Raw genomic sequence first — 15,941 nt, forward strand, 5'->3', positions numbered from 1 at the left:
ACTCACCAGAACCGTTGCTGGGTCAAGCGGCTCCACCAGTTCAGCAGCACACGGTCCACCGAACCGCTGGCCGCCATGCCGATGCGTTCCTGCAGGCTTTTGCGTTCGGCGTAGTGCAGGTGATACAGCTCCGATTGCCTGGCCCGCTCGGCCAGGTACTCGTCGCTGGTCTTGAGTTCGTCCACCAGTTGCTTGTCCAGCGCGGCGACGCCCAGCCAGATCTCGCCGGTGGCCACCTCGTCGATGGCCAGTTGCGGACGATAGCGGGCCACGAAGTTCTTGAACAGTTGATGGGTGATGTCGAGATCCTGCTGGAACTTCTCCCGGCCTTTCTCGGTGTTTTCGCCGAACACCGTCAGCGTGCGCTTGTACTCGCCGGCGGTCAGCACCTCGAAGTCGATATCGTGCTTCTTCAGCAGGCGGTTGACGTTCGGCAACTGCGCGACCACACCGATGGAGCCGAGGATCGCGAACGGCGCGCTGATCACCTTCTGGCCAATGCACGCCATCATGTAGCCGCCGCTGGCGGCGACCTTGTCGATGCACACCGTCAGCGGAATGCCGGCCTCGCGGATGCGCGCCAGCTGCGACGACGCCAGCCCGTAGCTGTGCACCATGCCGCCGCCGCTCTCAAGGCGCAGCACCACTTCGTCCTTCGGCGTGGCCAGGGTCAGCAACGCGGTGATTTCGTGACGCAGGCTCTCGGTGGCCGACGCCTTGATGTCACCGTCGAAGTCCAGCACGAACACCCGGGGCTTGGTCTCGTGCTGCTTCTTCCGCTTCTTCTCGGCCTTGGCCTGGCCCTTGCGCAGGGCCTTGAGCTGATCCTTGTCGAGCAGGGTCTGCTCCAGGCGCTCGCGCAGCCCTTTATAGAAATCATTGAGCTTGCTGACCTGCAGCTGGCCGGCCGACTTGCGCCGCCCCTTGCTGCGCAATGCGGCGAAACTGGCCAGCACCACCAGAATGGCGACCACCAGGGTCACGGTCTTGGCCAGGAAGCTGGCGTATTCGGTGAAAAACTCCACGGAGGCTCCTTAAAACAAGGCGCGGCTTCAAACGGACGCGCGCGGGATGGCTTCAGCATACCCATGCACCGCCCTGACAGCCAGCGGTGAAACCTCTGGCAACAGGGCTGTAACGGGCATTTCAAACAAGCGTATGTTTTTTCATTGACAGCACCCGATCATCCTCATAACCTCGCCACAACCTTCAACGTGCCGGGATGACAGCGGACGTGGGCAGCATCTATCTGATTCGACATGGCCAGGCCTCCTTCGGCGCAGACGACTACGACGTCCTGTCGCCGACCGGTGTGCGCCAGGCAGAAATCCTCGGCCGGCACCTCGCCGGGCTGGGCGTCAGTTTCGACCGCTGCCTGTCCGGCGACCTGCGCCGCCAGCAGCACACGGCCAACAGCGCGCTGGAACAGTTCGCCGCCGTCGGCCTGCCGGTGCCGACGCTGGAAATCGACCCCGCCTTCAACGAATTCGACGCCGACGCGGTGATCCGCGCCCTGCTCCCGGCCATGCTGCCGGAGGAGCCCGAGGCGTTGGACATCCTGCGCAACGCCGCGCAGAACCGCGGCGAGTTCCAGCGCATCTTCGCGCTGATCATCGAACGCTGGCTGACCGGCACCTACGACACCCCGGGCCTGGAAAGCTGGCTGGCGTTCGTCGACCGGGTACAGGCCGGCCTGCAGCGGATCCTCGAACAGGCGGACAGCACGCAGAAGATCGCCGTGTTCACCTCCGGCGGCACCATCACCGCCCTGCTCCACCTCATTACGCAAATGCCTGCGAAACAGGCCTTTGAGTTGAACTGGCAAATCGTCAACACCTCGCTCAACCAGCTGAAGTTCCGCGGTCGAGAGTTGGCGTTGGCTTCCTTCAACAACCATGCGCACCTGCAACTGTTGAAGGCTCCGGATCTCATCACCTTCCGATGAGCGCCGGTTCGTCGTGACCTGCGCGGTCACTGAAATCACTTGATCAAGGAACACACCATGAGCGATGTAGCAAAAGCTGTCGAAGCAATGAAAGCCAAGTTCAACCCAGCCGCTGCCGCCGGTCTGGATCTGGTCTTCGGTTTCAACATCACTGACGAAGACAAGCACTACGCGCTGATCGTCAAGGATGGCACCTGCGAAATCCAGGAAGGCGAAAACGCCGACGCCAACTGCACCCTGGTGCTGGACAGCGACACCCTCAAAGGCATCGTTTCCGGCGAGACCGACGGCATGCAGGCCTTCATGGGCGGCAAGCTGCGCGTTGAAGGCGACATGATGCTGTCGATGAAACTGTCCGAGCTGTTCCCGGCGTAAGACCGTGGTTCCGCAAGCGCGGAACCTGTCGGACGACCCTCGAATCCCGCCCCTGTGGCGGGATTCGTGCTTTCGGGCTCAGGCAAACGACGCCGCCAGCAATTCCTGCGTATACGCATGCCGCGCCGAGCGAAACAGCTCGGCGGTCTCCCCCCGCTCCACCACCTTGCCGTCCTTCATCACGATCAGGTCATGGGCCAGCGCCCGCACCACCGCCAGGTCGTGGCTGATGAACAGGTAGGTCAGCCCATGTTCCTCCTGCAAGCGCCGCAGCAGCGTGACGATCTGCTTCTGCACCGTGCGGTCCAGCGCCGAGGTCGGTTCGTCCAGCAGGATCAGGTCCGGCTTGAGCACCAGCGCCCTGGCGATCGCGATGCGCTGGCGCTGCCCGCCGGAGAACTCGTGAGGATAGCGATGACGCACGGCCGGGTCCAGACCGACTTCCCGCAGCACCTCGATCACCGCCCGCTCGCGCTCGCGCGCGTTCATGGCGGTGTGCACCGACAGGCCCTCGGCGATGATCTGCGCCACGCACAGGCGCGGGCTGAGGCTGCCGAACGGATCCTGAAACACCACTTGCAGGCGCTTGCGCAAGGGCCGCAGCCGTTTGCCGCTCAAGGCCTCCAAGGCCTCGCCCTCGAAACGGATGGTGCCCTCGGCGTCGATCAGGCGCAGGATCGCCTGGCCCAGGGTGGATTTGCCCGAGCCGGATTCGCCGACGATGCCCAGGGTCTTGCCCCGTTGCAGGCGCAGATCGATGCCGTTGACCGCGTGCAGGTACGACGTGGGCCGCAGCCACCCGCCGCCGAGCCTGAAACGCACGTTCAGGCCCCGTACCTGCAGCAGGTCCTCCGTCGAGTCCCGGCACAGCGCCGCGCCGCCGGGTTCGGCGTTGAGCAGTTCGACGCTGTAGGGATGCTGCGGCGTCCGGAACAACTGCTCGCAGAGAGCCTGCTCGACGATCACGCCGCTGCGCATCACCGCCACCCGTTGGGCCAGGTTGCGCACCAGGTTCAGGTCGTGGCTGATGATCAGCAGCGCCATGCCCAACCGCTTTTGCAGCGCCTTGAGCAGCAGGAGGATCTTGCGCTGCACGGTGACATCCAGGGCGGTGGTCGGCTCGTCGGCGATCAGCAACTGCGGCTCGCAGGCCAGCGCCATGGCGATCATCACCCGTTGCCGCTGCCCGCCGGACAGTTGGTGCGGATAGGCCTTCAAGCGTTCACGCGGGTGCTGGATGCCCACCAGTTCCAGCAACTCCACGATCCGCCGCCGCGCCGCCGCCCCCGCCAGCCCCTTGTGCAGCGCCAGGCTCTCGCCCAGTTGCCGCTCGACGGTGTGCAGCGGATTGAGCGAGCTCATCGGCTCCTGGAAGATCATGGCGATGCGATTGCCGCGCAACTGGCGCAGATAGCGCTCATGAACGCCGAGCAGTTCTTCGCCTTGATAGCGGATGCTGCCGCGCACCTGTGTGGCCGCCGGATCCAGCAATTGCAGGATGCTGTGGGCGGTCACCGACTTGCCGGAACCCGACTCGCCCACCAGCGCCAGGCACTCCCCCGGACGGATGTCGAGGTCGATGCCGTGCACCACCTCCTGGCCGTTGAACGCCACCCGCAGGCCGCGCATTTCAATCAGGTTGTCACCCATGTCAGCTCCTTGATTCATGATCGCGGGTCGAACGCATCGCGGCAGGCCTCGCCGATGAACACCAGCAGCGACAGGATCAGGGCCAACGCGAAGAACGCCGTCAGCCCCAGCCAGGGCGCCTGCAGGTTGTTTTTGCCTTGCCCGATCAGCTCGCCCAGCGACGCGCTGCCGGCCGGCATGCCGAAACCGAGGAAATCCAGCGCCGACAAGGTGGCGACGGCCCCGGTGAGGATGAACGGCAGGTAGGTCAGGGTCGCGCTCATGGCGTTGGGCAGGATGTGCCGCAGCATCACCTGGCCGTCGCCCACGCCCAGCGCCCGCGCCGCCTTCACGTATTCCAGCCCCCGGCTGCGCAGGAACTCGGCGCGCACCACGTCCACCAGGCTGAGCCAGGAGAACAGCGCCATGATCCCCAGCAGCCACCAGAAGTTCGGCTCGACGAACCCGGACAGGATGATCAGCAGGTACAGCACCGGCAGCCCCGACCAGACCTCCAGCAGCCGCTGCCCGAACAGGTCGGTCCAGCCGCCGTAGTAGCCCTGCAGGGCGCCGGCGGCGATGCCGATCAGCGCGCTGGCCGCCGTCAGCGCCAACGCGAACAGCAGCGAAACCCGCGTGCCGAAGATCACCCGGGCCAGCACGTCCCGCGCCTGGTCGTCGGTGCCCAGCCAGTTGTCCGTGGTCGGCGGGCTCGGCGCAGGTTCGGTGAGGTCGTAGTTGACCGTGTCGAAACCGAACGGGATCGGCGCAAACCACAGGCGCCCGCCCTGCCCCTCGATCAGGCTGCGCACCTGGGCGCTGCGGTAGTCGGGTTGGAACGGCAGCTCGCCGCCGAAGTCCTGTTCGGTGTAGCGCTCGAACGCGGGGAAAAACCAGCGCCCCTGAAACGACACCGCCAGCGGCTTGTCGTTGGCGATCAGCTCGCCGCCCAGGCTCAGGCCGAACAGCGCCAGAAACAGCCACAGCGACCACCAGCCGCGCCGGTGGGCCTTGAACCGCGCCCAGCGGCGCTGTCCGATGGGAGATAGCGTCAGCATCAGGCGGCCCTCGCGTTGAAGTCGATGCGTGGGTCGACCAGCGTGTAGCATAGGTCGCCCGCCAGTTTTATCAGCAGGCCGAACAGGGTGAAGATGAACAGCGAACCGAACACCACCGGATAGTCCCTGGACACCGCCGCTTCGTAGCTCAGGCGCCCAAGCCCGTCGAGGGAGAAGATCACCTCGATCAGCAGCGAACCGCCGAAGAACACCGTCACCAGCGCCTGGGGCAGCCCGGCCACCACCAGCAGCATCGCATTGCGAAACACATGGCCGTACAGCACTTGGCGCTCGCTCAGGCCCTTGGCGCGTGCGGTGACCACGTACAGCCGTGAGATTTCGTTGAGGAAGCTGTTCTTGGTCAGGATCGTCAGCGTGGCGAAGCCGCCGATCACCAGGGCCGTCACCGGCAGCACCAGATGCCAGAAGTAGTCGGCGACCTTGCCCCACGGCGTCAACCCGGCGAAGTTGTCCGAGACCAGCCCGCGCACCGGGAACCAGTCCAGCGCCGTGCCGCCGGCGAACACCACGATCAGCAGCAGGGCAAACAGGAACCCCGGCATCGCATAGCCGACGATGATCGCCACGCTGCTCCAGGCATCGAACGCCGAACCGTTGTGCACGGCCTTACGGATGCCCAGCGGGATCGAGACCAGGTAGGTGATCAGCGTCGCCCACAGGCCAAGGGAAAGGGTCACCGGCAACTTCTGCCGGATCAGCTCCGTCACCGTCGCGCCACGGAAGAAACTCTTGCCGAAATCCAGCTGCGCGTAGCTTTTGAGCATCAGCCACAGGCGTTCGCCGGCGGGCTTGTCGAAACCGTACTGGCGCTCGATGTCCGCCACCAGTTTCGGGTCGAGCCCACGGGTGGCGCGGGATTCGCCGCCGACGGTCTCCACATGGCCGCCCCCCACCGCGTTGCCTGCGCCGATCCCCTGCAAGCGGGCGATGGCCTGCTCCACCGGGCCGCCGGGCGCGGCCTGCACGATGACGAAGTTGACCAGCAGGATCGCCAGCAAGGTCGGCACGATCAGCAGCAGGCGCCGTAGGCTATAACCCCACATGGGCGTACTCCTTTTGCTGTTGCTGCATTTGCGCGGCGGTCAGCGCGGTCGGGCTGATTTCCCACCAGGTGTCGAGGCCGGCGTCGTACAGCGGCGCCACCGCCGGGCGGCCGAAACGGTTCCACCACACCGTGGAGATCCCCGGCGGGTAATAGTTGGGGATCCAGTAGTAGCCCCACTGCAGCACCCGGTCCAGCGCATGGGCGTGACGCAGCAGGCTGGCGCGGCTGTCGGCCTGCACCACGCCTTCGAGCAGCGCATCCACCGCCGGGTCGCGCAGCACCATGTAGTTGTTGGAGCCGGGGTCGTCGGCGCCGTCGGAGCCGAAGTAGTTGAACATCTCCCGGCCCGGCGCCTGGCTCACCGGGTAGCCGGCGACGATCATGTCGTAGTCGCGGCTGCGCACGCGGTTGGTGTATTGCGCGGTGTCCACCTGGCGGATGTCGAAGCCGATGCCGATCTGCGCCAGGTTGCGCTTGAACGGCAGCAGCAGCCGCTCGAAGCCCTTCTGGCCGTTGAGGAAGGTGAAGCGCAGCGGTTCGCCGGCGGCGTTCACCAGTTGGTCGCCGCGGGGTGCCCAACCGGCGGCCTCCAGCAGTTTCAGGGCCTGCAACTGCTGGGCGCGGACGTTGCCGCTGCCGTCGGTGCGCGGGGCCTGGAACACCTGGGTGAAGACCTCGTCGGGGATCTTGCCGCGCCAGGGTTCGAGGAGCCTCAGCTCTTCGGCGTCCGGCAGCTCCGTGGCCGACAAGGCGCTGTGGGAAAAGAAACTGCGCTGACGCAGGTACAGGCTGCGCATCATCTGCCGGTTGCTCCATTCGAAGTCCCAGAGCATGGCGATGGCCTGGCGCACGCGGCGATCCTGGAACACCGGCTTCTGCAGGTTGAACACAAAACCCTGGGTGCCTTGGGCGGCGCCCGGCGCCAAGTGTTCGCGCAACAGCCTGCCCTGATCCAGCGCAGCGCCGGCATAGCCGATGGTGTAGCTGGTGGCCGAGAACTCGCGGTTGTAGTCGAAGCCGCCGGCCTTGAGCACCTGGCGCGACACGTCGGTGTCGGCGAAGAACTCCACGCTCAGCCGGTCGAAATTGTAGAGCCCGCGGGTGATCGGCAAGTCCTGGCCCCACCAATCCTTGACCCGCTCGAACGTCACGCTGCGCCCGGCATCCACCGCGCTGACCCGGTACGGGCCGCTGCCCGGCGGAATCTCGAAACCGCCGCCGTCGGCGAAGTCGCGGGTGCGCCACCAGTGCTCCGGCAGCACCGGCAACGTCGCCAGATCCAGCGGCAAGGTGCGGCTTTCGTTGTTGCGGAACACGAACCGCACCTGGGTCGGGGACTCGACCACGACCTCGGCGACGTCACGGAACTGCTGGCGGTACTTGAGGCTGCCCTGGGTGGTGAACAGCTCGTAGGTGTAGCGCACGTCCTCGGCGGTGATCGGGCTGCCGTCGTCGAAACGGGCCTTGGGGTTGAGGTAGAAGCGCAGCCAGCGGCGGTCGGCGTCCAGCTCCATGCGCTGCGCCACCAGGCCGTAGACGCTGTAGGGTTCGTCCTTGCTGCGGTAGGCCAGCGGCGCGTACAGCCAGCCGTCGATGTCGGCGACGCCGGTGCCCTTGTCGACATAGGGCACGAGGTGGTCGAACGGACCGCTCTCCAGCGAAGAGCGGCGCAACGAGCCGCCCTTGGGCGCGTCGGGGTTGGCGTAGGCCAGGTGCTGGAAGTCCGGTGCGTACTTGGGCGGTTCGCCGTAGACCGTGAGGGCGTGCTGCGGGGCGGCCCAGGTCACGGGACTCAGCAGCAGGCCGAACGCCAGGAGGCGGTGTCTGGAAAGCATGGGGCAGATCCTTGTCGGCGGGTCGGCTGTCCCGGCCCCATCGCGGGCAAGCCCGCTTCCACAGGTATCGGGTGACGACTGAATCTTTGGTCATCACAAAACACTGTGGGAGCGGGCTTGCCCGCGATGGGGCCCGAACAGCCACCGCAAATCCCACCTGCCTGTGATGTGCAACAGGCAGGCATTTTTTATAGGGCAGGCCTTAGATCGAATCGTCACTAAAACCCGCCCTCTCCTGTCATTCTCAAAACCTGTAGCTGAGCCGCGTGTACAGCGTGCGCCCGAACGGGTCGCCGTACTTGGGGTCGTACCCGCTCTGGAACGTGTAGGTCTGGTTGCTGAACGGCGGCTCGCGGTCGAACAGGTTCTTCACCCCCAGAGTCACGCCCAGGGTCTTGCGCCAGGTGTAGGTGCCGGCCAGGTCCCACACGTTGTACGAACCGACGTAGTCGTGGGCCTCGCGGTCCGAGTCGTGGTAGCCGCTGGTGTAGCGGTTGGTCAGGCTGGCGCCGAACGGGCCGTAGTTCCACGTGCCGGTCAGGCTGTGGCGCCAGCGGGCCACGGCGCCGGCCGAGGCGAAATCGCCGCCGCGAAAGTCGCCGAGCTTGTCGATGTAGTCGCCCTTGAGCTGCTGCTGGTAGTCGTAGCGGCTGACGTAGGTGCCTTGCAGCCCGATGCCGAACTCGCCGAACGGGGTGCTCGGCAGGCGGTAGTCGAAGCTGACGTCGACGCCGTTGGTCTTGATCTTGCCGAGGTTGGCCAGGCCCGTGACGACGTGGTCGATGGAGCCGTCGGGCTTGCGGATCAAACGGTCCGGGTACAGTTCCGGGTTCTCGAACACGGCCGATTCCGGGAATTCGGCGATCTGGTTGGCGATGTCGATCCACCAGAAGTCCAGCCCCGTGGTCAGGCGGTCGAGCGGCTGGTAGACGAAGCCCAGGGTGACGTTGCGCGCGGTTTCCGGGTTCAGCTCGGTGTTGCCGCCGGAGCTGCGGAAGAACTGCTGGGCGCAGTCGCGGTTGGCGATCCCGCCGTTGCTCGGCGTGCCGCCGGCGCACAGGCGCGGGTCGTTGTAATTGGCGTTGGTGAACGAGGTGAAGGTCGGGTTGTACAGCTCATACAGCGACGGCGCGCGGAACCCTTCGCTGTAGGCGCCGCGCACCACCAGTTGCTTGAACGGCTGGAAACGGAACGAATACTTGGGGTTGGTGGTGCTGCCGAAGTCGCTGTACTTGTCGTGCCGCACGGCGGCGGACAGTTCCAGGCTGTCGAGCACCGGCACGTTGACCTCGGCGTACTGCGCCGAAACGCTGCGGTCGCCCGCCACGCTGCCGTTCGGGTCGACGCCCAGGCTCTGCACGTCGCCGGCGAACGGGGCGAAGTCCTGGTGGAAGTCTTCCTTGCGGTACTCGCCGCCCAGGGCCAACGCCGAGGGGCCTGCGCCGAACCAGTCGCCGATCTCGCGGCTGACCCGCCCGTCGATGGCCTTCACCCGTCCCACGGCGGTGCCGTAGTCGCCGTCCACCGCGTTGGCCGCCAGCAACGCGGCACCGGCGGCGGTCTGCGGGCCGAACGGGTTGATCACGCCGTCGGCGATGCCCTGGCTCACGGCGCGGTCGTTCACATAACCGCTGCGGATGGTGTTGACCACCTTGTTCTGGTTGTACGAGGCGCCGAGGTTGTAGTCCCAGCCGGCCACGCTGCCGTCGAAGCTCAGCAGCAGGCGCTGGCCGGTGTTGTCGTCCTCGTGCCGGCGGGCACCGACGGCGGTCTCGCGCCAGTTGACGTCCACCGCCTGGGTCGGGTCGAGGGCGAAGCCTGTGGGCCCCGGCGTGATGCCGTTGCCCGGATAGAACGCGGTGCCGGGGTTGACCTGGTTGCCCATCAGCGTGCCGGGGCCGATCTGCGTGCGGTTCTCGTTGCGCGCCCAGAAGTATTCGAGGCTGACGTTGTGCTCGTCCGCCAGCTTGCCGGTGGCCTTGGCGAAGGCCGAGGTCTTTTCGGTCTCCGGCACCAGGTCCAGGTAGCTCCACAGGCTTTGGCGGCAGATGCCGTTGCGCGCCAGCAGCCCCGGCGCGTTGCAGCCGGAACCGGCCAACGGGTTGGTGGCGTTGCTGCCCTGGCTCCAGTTGGCCGGCGAGGCGGTGCCGGAGGTGTAATCGAGTCCCCGGCCAGGTTGGTAGTTGTAGGTGTAGCTACGGTCCTTGGCGGCCAGGCGCTCCTGCTTGTCGTGGCTGACCACGCCGAAGACGTTGAAGCGGTCTTCCTGCAGGTCGCCGAAGCCCCAACTGCCGCTGACGTTGCGGCTCTCTCCGCCGCCGGCGTGGGTGGGGGTTTCGTAGCTGGTGCTGATCTGGCCTTCGGTGAGGCTGCTCTTGGTGATGAAGTTGATCACCCCGCCGATGGCGTCGGTGCCGTACAGCGCCGACGCGCCGTCGCGCAGCACTTCCACCCGGTCGATGGCGGCGAACGGAATCGTGTTGAGGTCGACGCCGGAACCGTTGATCGAACTGGTGGCGTTGTTGCTCAGGCGCCGGCCGTTGAGCAGCACCAGCGTCTTGTTCGGGCCGATGCCGCGCAAGTCCGCATAGGACGCCCCGCCGCTGCTGGAGCCCACCGAACGTCCGGAGCCGACCGAGGATTGGTTGGCGGAGATGCGGTTGACCAGCTCCTCGGTGGTGGTGACGCCCTGCTCGCGCAACGTTTCGGCCCGCAGGACCGTGACCGGCACGGCGGTTTCGGCATCGACCCGGCGGATCGCCGTGCCGGTGACTTCGACCCGTTGCAGTACCGGTGTCGGTGCGGATTCCGCGCTGTCGGCGGCCACCGCCGGCAACGTGTGGATCGCCAGCAGCAAGGCCAGGCTCAAAGGGGATTTGACGGGTGAAAACTGGATCATGAACAGCCATCCCTGCGTTTTGGTTTATGCAGGGATGTGTGATGGGCGGCGGGGTTTTATAGGGGACGGGTTAGACCGATGGGTGATGAGGTTATGCCGGTTTCGATGGCGCCTGATCCACCGCCATTGCCAGCAGGCTGGCTCCCACAGGGGATCCCCGGTGCCCGCAAAATCCAGGTACACCACAAAAACCTGTAGGAGCTTGCCTGTAAGCGATGAGGCCAGCACTGCCGACATCTTTATTGCCTGATCCACCGTCATCGCTGGCAAGCCAGCTCCCACAGGTTTTGTGGTGTACCTAGATCCTGTAAACACCTGGGCTCCCACAGGTTTTTGTGGTGTACCTGGATCCTTTAAACACCTGAAATACCTGTGGGAGCTGGCTTGCCAGCGATGAGGCCGGCACTGCCGACATCACCAGCACCTGCCTCAGCACCGTCAACTACCGAAGTGATAACTCACATCCAGCCACCACTGCCGCCCATACGGGTCATAGTTGCCGGTCGGGTAGTACGGCCAGCCCGCCGAGTCGTCGTGCTTGACCTGGTTGAGCAGGTTGTTCACGGTCAGCCCCACGCTCGCCCGGTCGTTGAGCCGGTAGCGGGCGCTGGCGTTGAACACGGTCCAGGGCGAGAGTCGGCCGTCGCCCGCGCCGTTCGTGACCGAGCCGTAGCGGATGCCCATCAGCGTCGCCGTAGCCTTTTGGTAGTCCCAGGTCAGACTGGCGTTGACCTTGCTGCGCCAGTCGTAGTTGGTGCGCGAGGTGCGCCAGTCCTGGGTCGGGGCCTCGTCCGATTCCTTGTAGTAGTGCGACAGCACCAGGGTGTAGCCCAGCGCCGAGCTGAACGCGCCGTACTGCCCCGCGCCCCAGCGGATGTTGCTCTTGAAGTCCAGGCCGCTGACCCGTTCGCTGGCGGCGTTGATCGCGTTCACCCTCACCCGCTTCAACTGGTTGGGGTCGACGGCCGCATTGCCCGGATTGCGGTCGATCCGCGCCAACGTCGATTGGCAGTTGGCCGAGTTGATGTCCTGGGTGCCGTTGCGGCATTCGTTCTCTTCCTGCAGCAGACGGTTCTCGTCCACCGTGGTCAGCAGGTCGTCGATCTCAACCCGCCAGAAGTCCGTGGAGAAATCGAAGTTGCGCGACGGCGACCAGACGAACCCGTAGGTCCACGACTTGCCGCGCTCGGACGCCAGGTCCGCCGTGCCGCTCTGGGTGTAGTCGACCCGTCCGCGGTCGCAGGCGCCCTCCACGCCCTGGCTGCACCCGTAGTAGTCGATCTGCGCCGGGTAGTAGCCGTTGCTGTCGGACTGGTAGATGTAGTTCAGGTCCGGCGCGCGGAAACTGGTGCCGTAGCTGCCGCGCAGCAACAGGCTGGTGACCGGGCGCCACTCAAGCCCCAGGTTGTAGGTCTTCTGCTGCTCGGTGCGGCCGCTGAACTTGTATTGGTCCCAGCGCCCCGCTGCCGTCGCCAGCACCGTATCGGTGACCGGGATGCTGAACTCGCCGCCCGCCGCATAGCGCTTGCGCGAGCCGCCGGAACTCTGGCTCGGGGTGGTGTTGTAGAAGCTGCCGTCGTTGAGGCTGTCGTCCGGGTCGATGCGGTATTCCTGCTTGCCCGCCTCCAGCACGCCGGCGAACCCCACGGGGCCGGCGGGCAGGTCGAACAGCTCGCCGTTGACCGACGCGTTGTAGCTGGTCGACACCGACTTGCTGCTCTGGGTCAGGTTGCCGCGAAACTGCTCCCATTCCTGGGGCGTCAGCGGCCGGTCGAGCCGCGAGGCGTCCGGCGCGAACACCGGGTAGCCACCCTGGGTGCCCAATTGCGGGCCCAGGTAGAAGTCCTGGATCGACGCGCGCGGCGTGTAGCGGGTGGTGCGCACGCTCTTGTATTCGGAACGGTTGGCGGCCAGCTCATAGTTCCAGCCGGTGTCGGCGATCTTGTCCGACAGGCCCAGGGTGCCGGTCCAGGACGTGTCGCGCCATTTGCTGTTGTTGCTGGTGCGCCCGCCGATCTCCTCCTCGCCGAAGCGCCGGAACCAGCGCTCCAGGTTGCCGGTGTTCTGGTTGATGAAGTCCGGCGAGGTGAAGGTCGGGCCCCGGGTGTTGTTCTGGATGTGGTCGAGCCCGTACATCAGGTCGGCGTACACCTGGCCGCTGTCGCTGAAATGCCAGGTGCCGCGGGTGTAACCGTCGTAGTTTTCCTTTTGGGTCTGGATCGTCCAGTAGTCGTTGTACATCTGGTCGGTGCGGCAACGGCCGGCGTTGTTGAGCAGCTTGTTGTCGAACACGCCCTGATAGGCGCCGCAGCCCGGCCCCAGGTAACGGCCGCTGCCCAGGTCGCGCCGATAGCCGACATCCGTCAGCGGCCCGCTCTGCATGAAGCCGCGGTCGTCGGCCCAGATCGGGTCGCGGTTGGTCAGCTCAAGGCCGAACAGCCCGTCGAAGTCGCCCCAGCTGCCGCCGCCGCTGATCTGCAGGCGTTGGTTGTCGCCGCCGCCGCGCTCGCTGGTGCCGCCCTTGAGGTTGACGTCGACGCCGTCGATCTTGTCCTTGAGGATGATGTTCACCACTCCGGCGATCGCATCGGAACCGTAGATCGCCGACGCGCCGCTGCTGAGGATCTCGATGCGTTCGATCACCGCCGACGGAATGTTCGCAAGGTTGGTGAAGTTGACCTTGCCGTCGTACGGCGTGGGGTAGTCGGCCACCCGCCGGCCGTTGATCAGCACCAACGTGTGGTTGGGCCCAAGGCCCCGCAGGTTGAGGGCGCTGGCCGCCGGTTGCCAGGTGTTGCCGTAATCCTCGCCCTGGGTCATGCCGGTGTTCTGCGTCTGGGTCGCCAGGGCGTCGTAGACATTCTTGTAGCCCCGCGCTTCCATCTCTTGGTGGGTGATGACGTTGACCGGCGTGGCGCCGTCGGACTGCGCCCGGGCGATCCGCGAGCCGGTGACCGTGACCTTCTCCAGGCGGTAGTCGGCGCTGGCGGCAGGCGCCGCAGAGACTGCCTTGACCGGTGCGGCGACCGGCCCGTCGGCTTCTCGCACCGTCAGTCCCTGCGCGCTCTGCTCCACTTGCAGGCCGCTGCCCAGCAGCGCTTTCTCGACGGCCTGACGGCCGCCCAACGCACCGCGCACGACGCCGCTGCGCTTGCCCTGCACCAGGTTCTGGCTGAAGGAAATCGGCACGCCGGACTGGCGCGAGATGTCCAGCAGCACCTCATCGAGCGGGCCGGCGGCGATGTCGAAGGTGAACACCTGGGCGGCCGCTTCCGCGGACACGGCCGGCAACGGCGCGATCCCCATCGCCAAGGCGGCGGCCAGCGTCAGTCGAGGCAATTGTTGTGTGAATGAGTACATCGAAGGGCTTCCCTGTTGAAGGCATCTGCAGGGAATGAGCAGCGGGCCGGCGGTTTTTATAGGGGCTGGGTAGACCGGGAAGTTATGACGCTATAACCGCGCGCCGATGCTGACCCAGTACGGGTTGTGCCAGGTCACGCGGATCGGCAGGGAACGTTCGAGCAACTGCAGGGTGCGGTCGCTGTCGTCCAGCGGGTACAGGCCGCTGAGGCGCAGCCCGGCCACCTCCGGACTCAGGCTCAGGACGCCGCGCCGGTAGCCGCGCAGGCTGTCGATGACCTCGCTCAAGGGACGGTCGCGCACTTCCAGCCGGCCTTGCACCCAGGCGGTTTCATAGCCTTTGCTGCGCTCCAGGGCGAGGATTTCCCGGTCGTTGAACAGCAGGTTCTCGCCCGCCTCCACCCCCTGCCGGACGCCGCCGGCGGTGACCACTTCGACCTGGGAATGCAGCATCACCAGCCGCGTCGCCTCCTCGGTGCGCTGCACCATGAACGACGTGCCTAGGGCGCGCATGCGGCCGTGCTCGGTCTCGACCACAAAGGGCCGGGGTTGGCGGGCGGCCACCTCCACCAGCAACTCACCGCTGCGCAGGGCCAGCCGGCGCTCGGCCGCGTCGAACCGCGGCACCGCGCGGCTGCGGGCATTGAGGGTCAGTGCACTGCCGTCGGCGAGGGTGAACCCGCGCCGCTCACCGGTGCCGGTCGCCAGTTCCCCGGCTTCGGGCAGCCAGCCGTAGCGCCGGCCCAACAGCCCGGCCAGCAGCGCAACGCCCAACACGCTCAGGCTGCCGCTGACGAACCGTCGGCGGCTGGACGGCGCATTGAGGCTGTGCAGCAGGCTGTCGCGGGGCATGCCGCGCAGGTTGGGGTTGCGCAGCAGGTTCAGGCCGCCGCCCATCTGTTCGATGATCTGACCGTGCCGGGGGTCGGCCGCATGCCAAGCCTCGAAGGCGGCACGCTCCTGCAGGCTCACGTCGCCCGACTGCAGCAGCGCCATCCACTGCGCCGCCTCGTCGATCAGGGTCTCGTCGGGCCTCATGCCTGCATCGCCTGATAGCAGCGCTTGAACGCCTCGACCATGTATTGCTGCACACGGCTGGTGGACACGCCCAGCCGTTCGCCGATCTGGCCGTACGTCAGGCCGTCGAGCTGATGGTAGAGAAACGCCGCCTTGGCCTTGGCGGACAGGCCGTTGAGCAAGCGGTCCACCGCCAGCAGCGCCTCAATGACCAGTGCCCGCTCCTCCGGCGACGGGTGCACCGGCTCCGGCGCCAGCGCCAGGCTTTGCAGGTAGGCGCGCTCCAGATCCTGTCGACGCCAGCCGTCATACACCAGCCGCCTGGCGATGGTGGTCAGCAGCGCGCGGGGCTCGCGGATGGCCAGCGGGTCGGGCAGCGCCAGCACCCGCAGGAAGGTTTCCGAAGCGATGTCCTGCGCACTGTGCGGGCAACCGAGGGTGCGGCCCACCGCCGTGCACAGCCAGCGGTAATCCTGTTGGAACATCCGGCCCACGGCCTGGTGATGCGGGTTGAGACTGCCACCCATGCCTTGCTCCCTGAAACGGGCTCCACCCGCTGCGAAAATCCTTGGTTCTGCCGGCATCGTCCGGCGGTGATCAGGGGAGCGACTGTGCAATAGCGCTGGAGACATTTGAAGTAATAAAAAATCAGGATCCTAAAACTATTGAGAATAAGGCAGTTCGTCGCCACGGAAACCTCCCCTCACAGAACGTTGACTTCGGTCACTGGCGCCCGCCACGCCAGTCTCTAACCTTG

The 15,941-nt window shown here is 66.1% G+C and carries 11 protein-coding genes; 2 read left to right on the plus strand and 9 right to left on the minus strand.

Annotated elements, in window-relative coordinates; translation table 11 throughout:
- Window positions 1-2 precede the first annotated feature (2 nt).
- Window positions 3-1,025, minus strand: a complete 1,023-nt coding sequence (gene sohB, locus CAG33_RS15240; protein WP_085586180.1) for a protease SohB — start codon at window positions 1,023-1,025, stop codon at window positions 3-5.
- 209 nt (window positions 1,026-1,234) lie between these two features.
- Between sohB and CAG33_RS15245 the strand changes: the two genes are divergently transcribed.
- A complete protein-coding gene (locus tag CAG33_RS15245; RefSeq protein ID WP_085639111.1) occupies window positions 1,235-1,945 on the plus strand; it encodes a histidine phosphatase family protein in 711 nt (236 codons plus the stop codon).
- Window positions 1,946-2,002: 57 nt separating this feature from the next.
- Window positions 2,003-2,320: an SCP2 sterol-binding domain-containing protein gene (locus CAG33_RS15250; protein WP_045198572.1), complete on the plus strand. Its 318-nt coding sequence runs from the start codon at window positions 2,003-2,005 to the stop codon at window positions 2,318-2,320.
- Window positions 2,321-2,398: 78 nt separating this feature from the next.
- On the opposite strand, the gene CAG33_RS15255 is transcribed toward CAG33_RS15250, so the two are convergent.
- The 8 genes from CAG33_RS15255 to CAG33_RS15290 form a co-directional block, all read right to left on the minus strand.
- Window positions 2,399-3,970, minus strand: coding sequence for an ABC transporter ATP-binding protein (locus tag CAG33_RS15255; protein ID WP_085633112.1), 1,572 nt, complete (start codon window positions 3,968-3,970; stop codon window positions 2,399-2,401).
- 14 nt (window positions 3,971-3,984) lie between these two features.
- The gene (locus tag CAG33_RS15260) at window positions 3,985-5,007 is read right to left on the minus strand and encodes an ABC transporter permease (RefSeq protein ID WP_085633110.1); all 1,023 of its coding nucleotides are present in this window, start codon (window positions 5,005-5,007) and stop codon (window positions 3,985-3,987) included.
- On the minus strand, window positions 5,007-6,071 hold the full coding sequence (locus CAG33_RS15265; protein ID WP_085586188.1) for a microcin C ABC transporter permease YejB: 1,065 nt from the start codon (window positions 6,069-6,071) through the stop codon (window positions 5,007-5,009). The genes CAG33_RS15260 and CAG33_RS15265 overlap by 1 nt, the downstream gene beginning before the upstream one ends.
- Window positions 6,058-7,908 (minus strand): extracellular solute-binding protein, encoded by a 1,851-nt coding sequence (locus tag CAG33_RS15270; RefSeq protein ID WP_085639114.1) that lies wholly within the window; start codon window positions 7,906-7,908, stop codon window positions 6,058-6,060. The genes CAG33_RS15265 and CAG33_RS15270 overlap by 14 nt, the downstream gene beginning before the upstream one ends.
- 244 nt (window positions 7,909-8,152) lie before the next feature.
- Window positions 8,153-10,807, minus strand: coding sequence for a TonB-dependent receptor (locus CAG33_RS15275; RefSeq protein ID WP_085639117.1), 2,655 nt, complete (start codon window positions 10,805-10,807; stop codon window positions 8,153-8,155).
- Between the two features lie 438 nt (window positions 10,808-11,245).
- Complete coding sequence (locus tag CAG33_RS15280; RefSeq protein ID WP_085639120.1) at window positions 11,246-14,167, minus strand: TonB-dependent receptor; 2,922 nt, start codon at window positions 14,165-14,167, stop codon at window positions 11,246-11,248.
- A 90-nt stretch (window positions 14,168-14,257) separates the two neighbouring features.
- A complete protein-coding gene (locus CAG33_RS15285; protein ID WP_085639123.1) occupies window positions 14,258-15,205 on the minus strand; it encodes a FecR domain-containing protein in 948 nt (315 codons plus the stop codon).
- Entirely contained in the window at window positions 15,202-15,711 is a 510-nt protein-coding gene (locus CAG33_RS15290; RefSeq protein ID WP_085639126.1) for a sigma-70 family RNA polymerase sigma factor, read from the minus strand. The genes CAG33_RS15285 and CAG33_RS15290 overlap by 4 nt, the downstream gene beginning before the upstream one ends.
- Window positions 15,712-15,941: the final 230 nt, after the last annotated feature.

This window comes from Pseudomonas sp. B3(2017), assembly GCF_002113595.1.
In the GTDB taxonomy this organism is placed as follows: domain Bacteria; phylum Pseudomonadota; class Gammaproteobacteria; order Pseudomonadales; family Pseudomonadaceae; genus Aquipseudomonas; species Aquipseudomonas ekonensis.

Coding starts and splice junctions, on each gene's coding strand:
- CAG33_RS15270 (WP_085639114.1), bottom strand. CDS start 7,908: ATGCTTTCCAGACACCGCCTCCTGGCGTTCGGCCTGCTGCTGAGTCCC.
- CAG33_RS15265 (WP_085586188.1), bottom strand. CDS start 6,071: ATGTGGGGTTATAGCCTACGGCGCCTGCTGCTGATCGTGCCGACCTTG.
- CAG33_RS15275 (WP_085639117.1), bottom strand. CDS start 10,807: ATGATCCAGTTTTCACCCGTCAAATCCCCTTTGAGCCTGGCCTTGCTG.
- CAG33_RS15260 (WP_085633110.1), bottom strand. CDS start 5,007: ATGCTGACGCTATCTCCCATCGGACAGCGCCGCTGGGCGCGGTTCAAG.
- CAG33_RS15280 (WP_085639120.1), bottom strand. CDS start 14,167: ATGTACTCATTCACACAACAATTGCCTCGACTGACGCTGGCCGCCGCC.
- CAG33_RS15290 (WP_085639126.1), bottom strand. CDS start 15,711: ATGGGTGGCAGTCTCAACCCGCATCACCAGGCCGTGGGCCGGATGTTC.
- CAG33_RS15250 (WP_045198572.1), top strand. CDS start 2,003: ATGAGCGATGTAGCAAAAGCTGTCGAAGCAATGAAAGCCAAGTTCAAC.
- CAG33_RS15255 (WP_085633112.1), bottom strand. CDS start 3,970: ATGGGTGACAACCTGATTGAAATGCGCGGCCTGCGGGTGGCGTTCAAC.
- CAG33_RS15285 (WP_085639123.1), bottom strand. CDS start 15,205: ATGAGGCCCGACGAGACCCTGATCGACGAGGCGGCGCAGTGGATGGCG.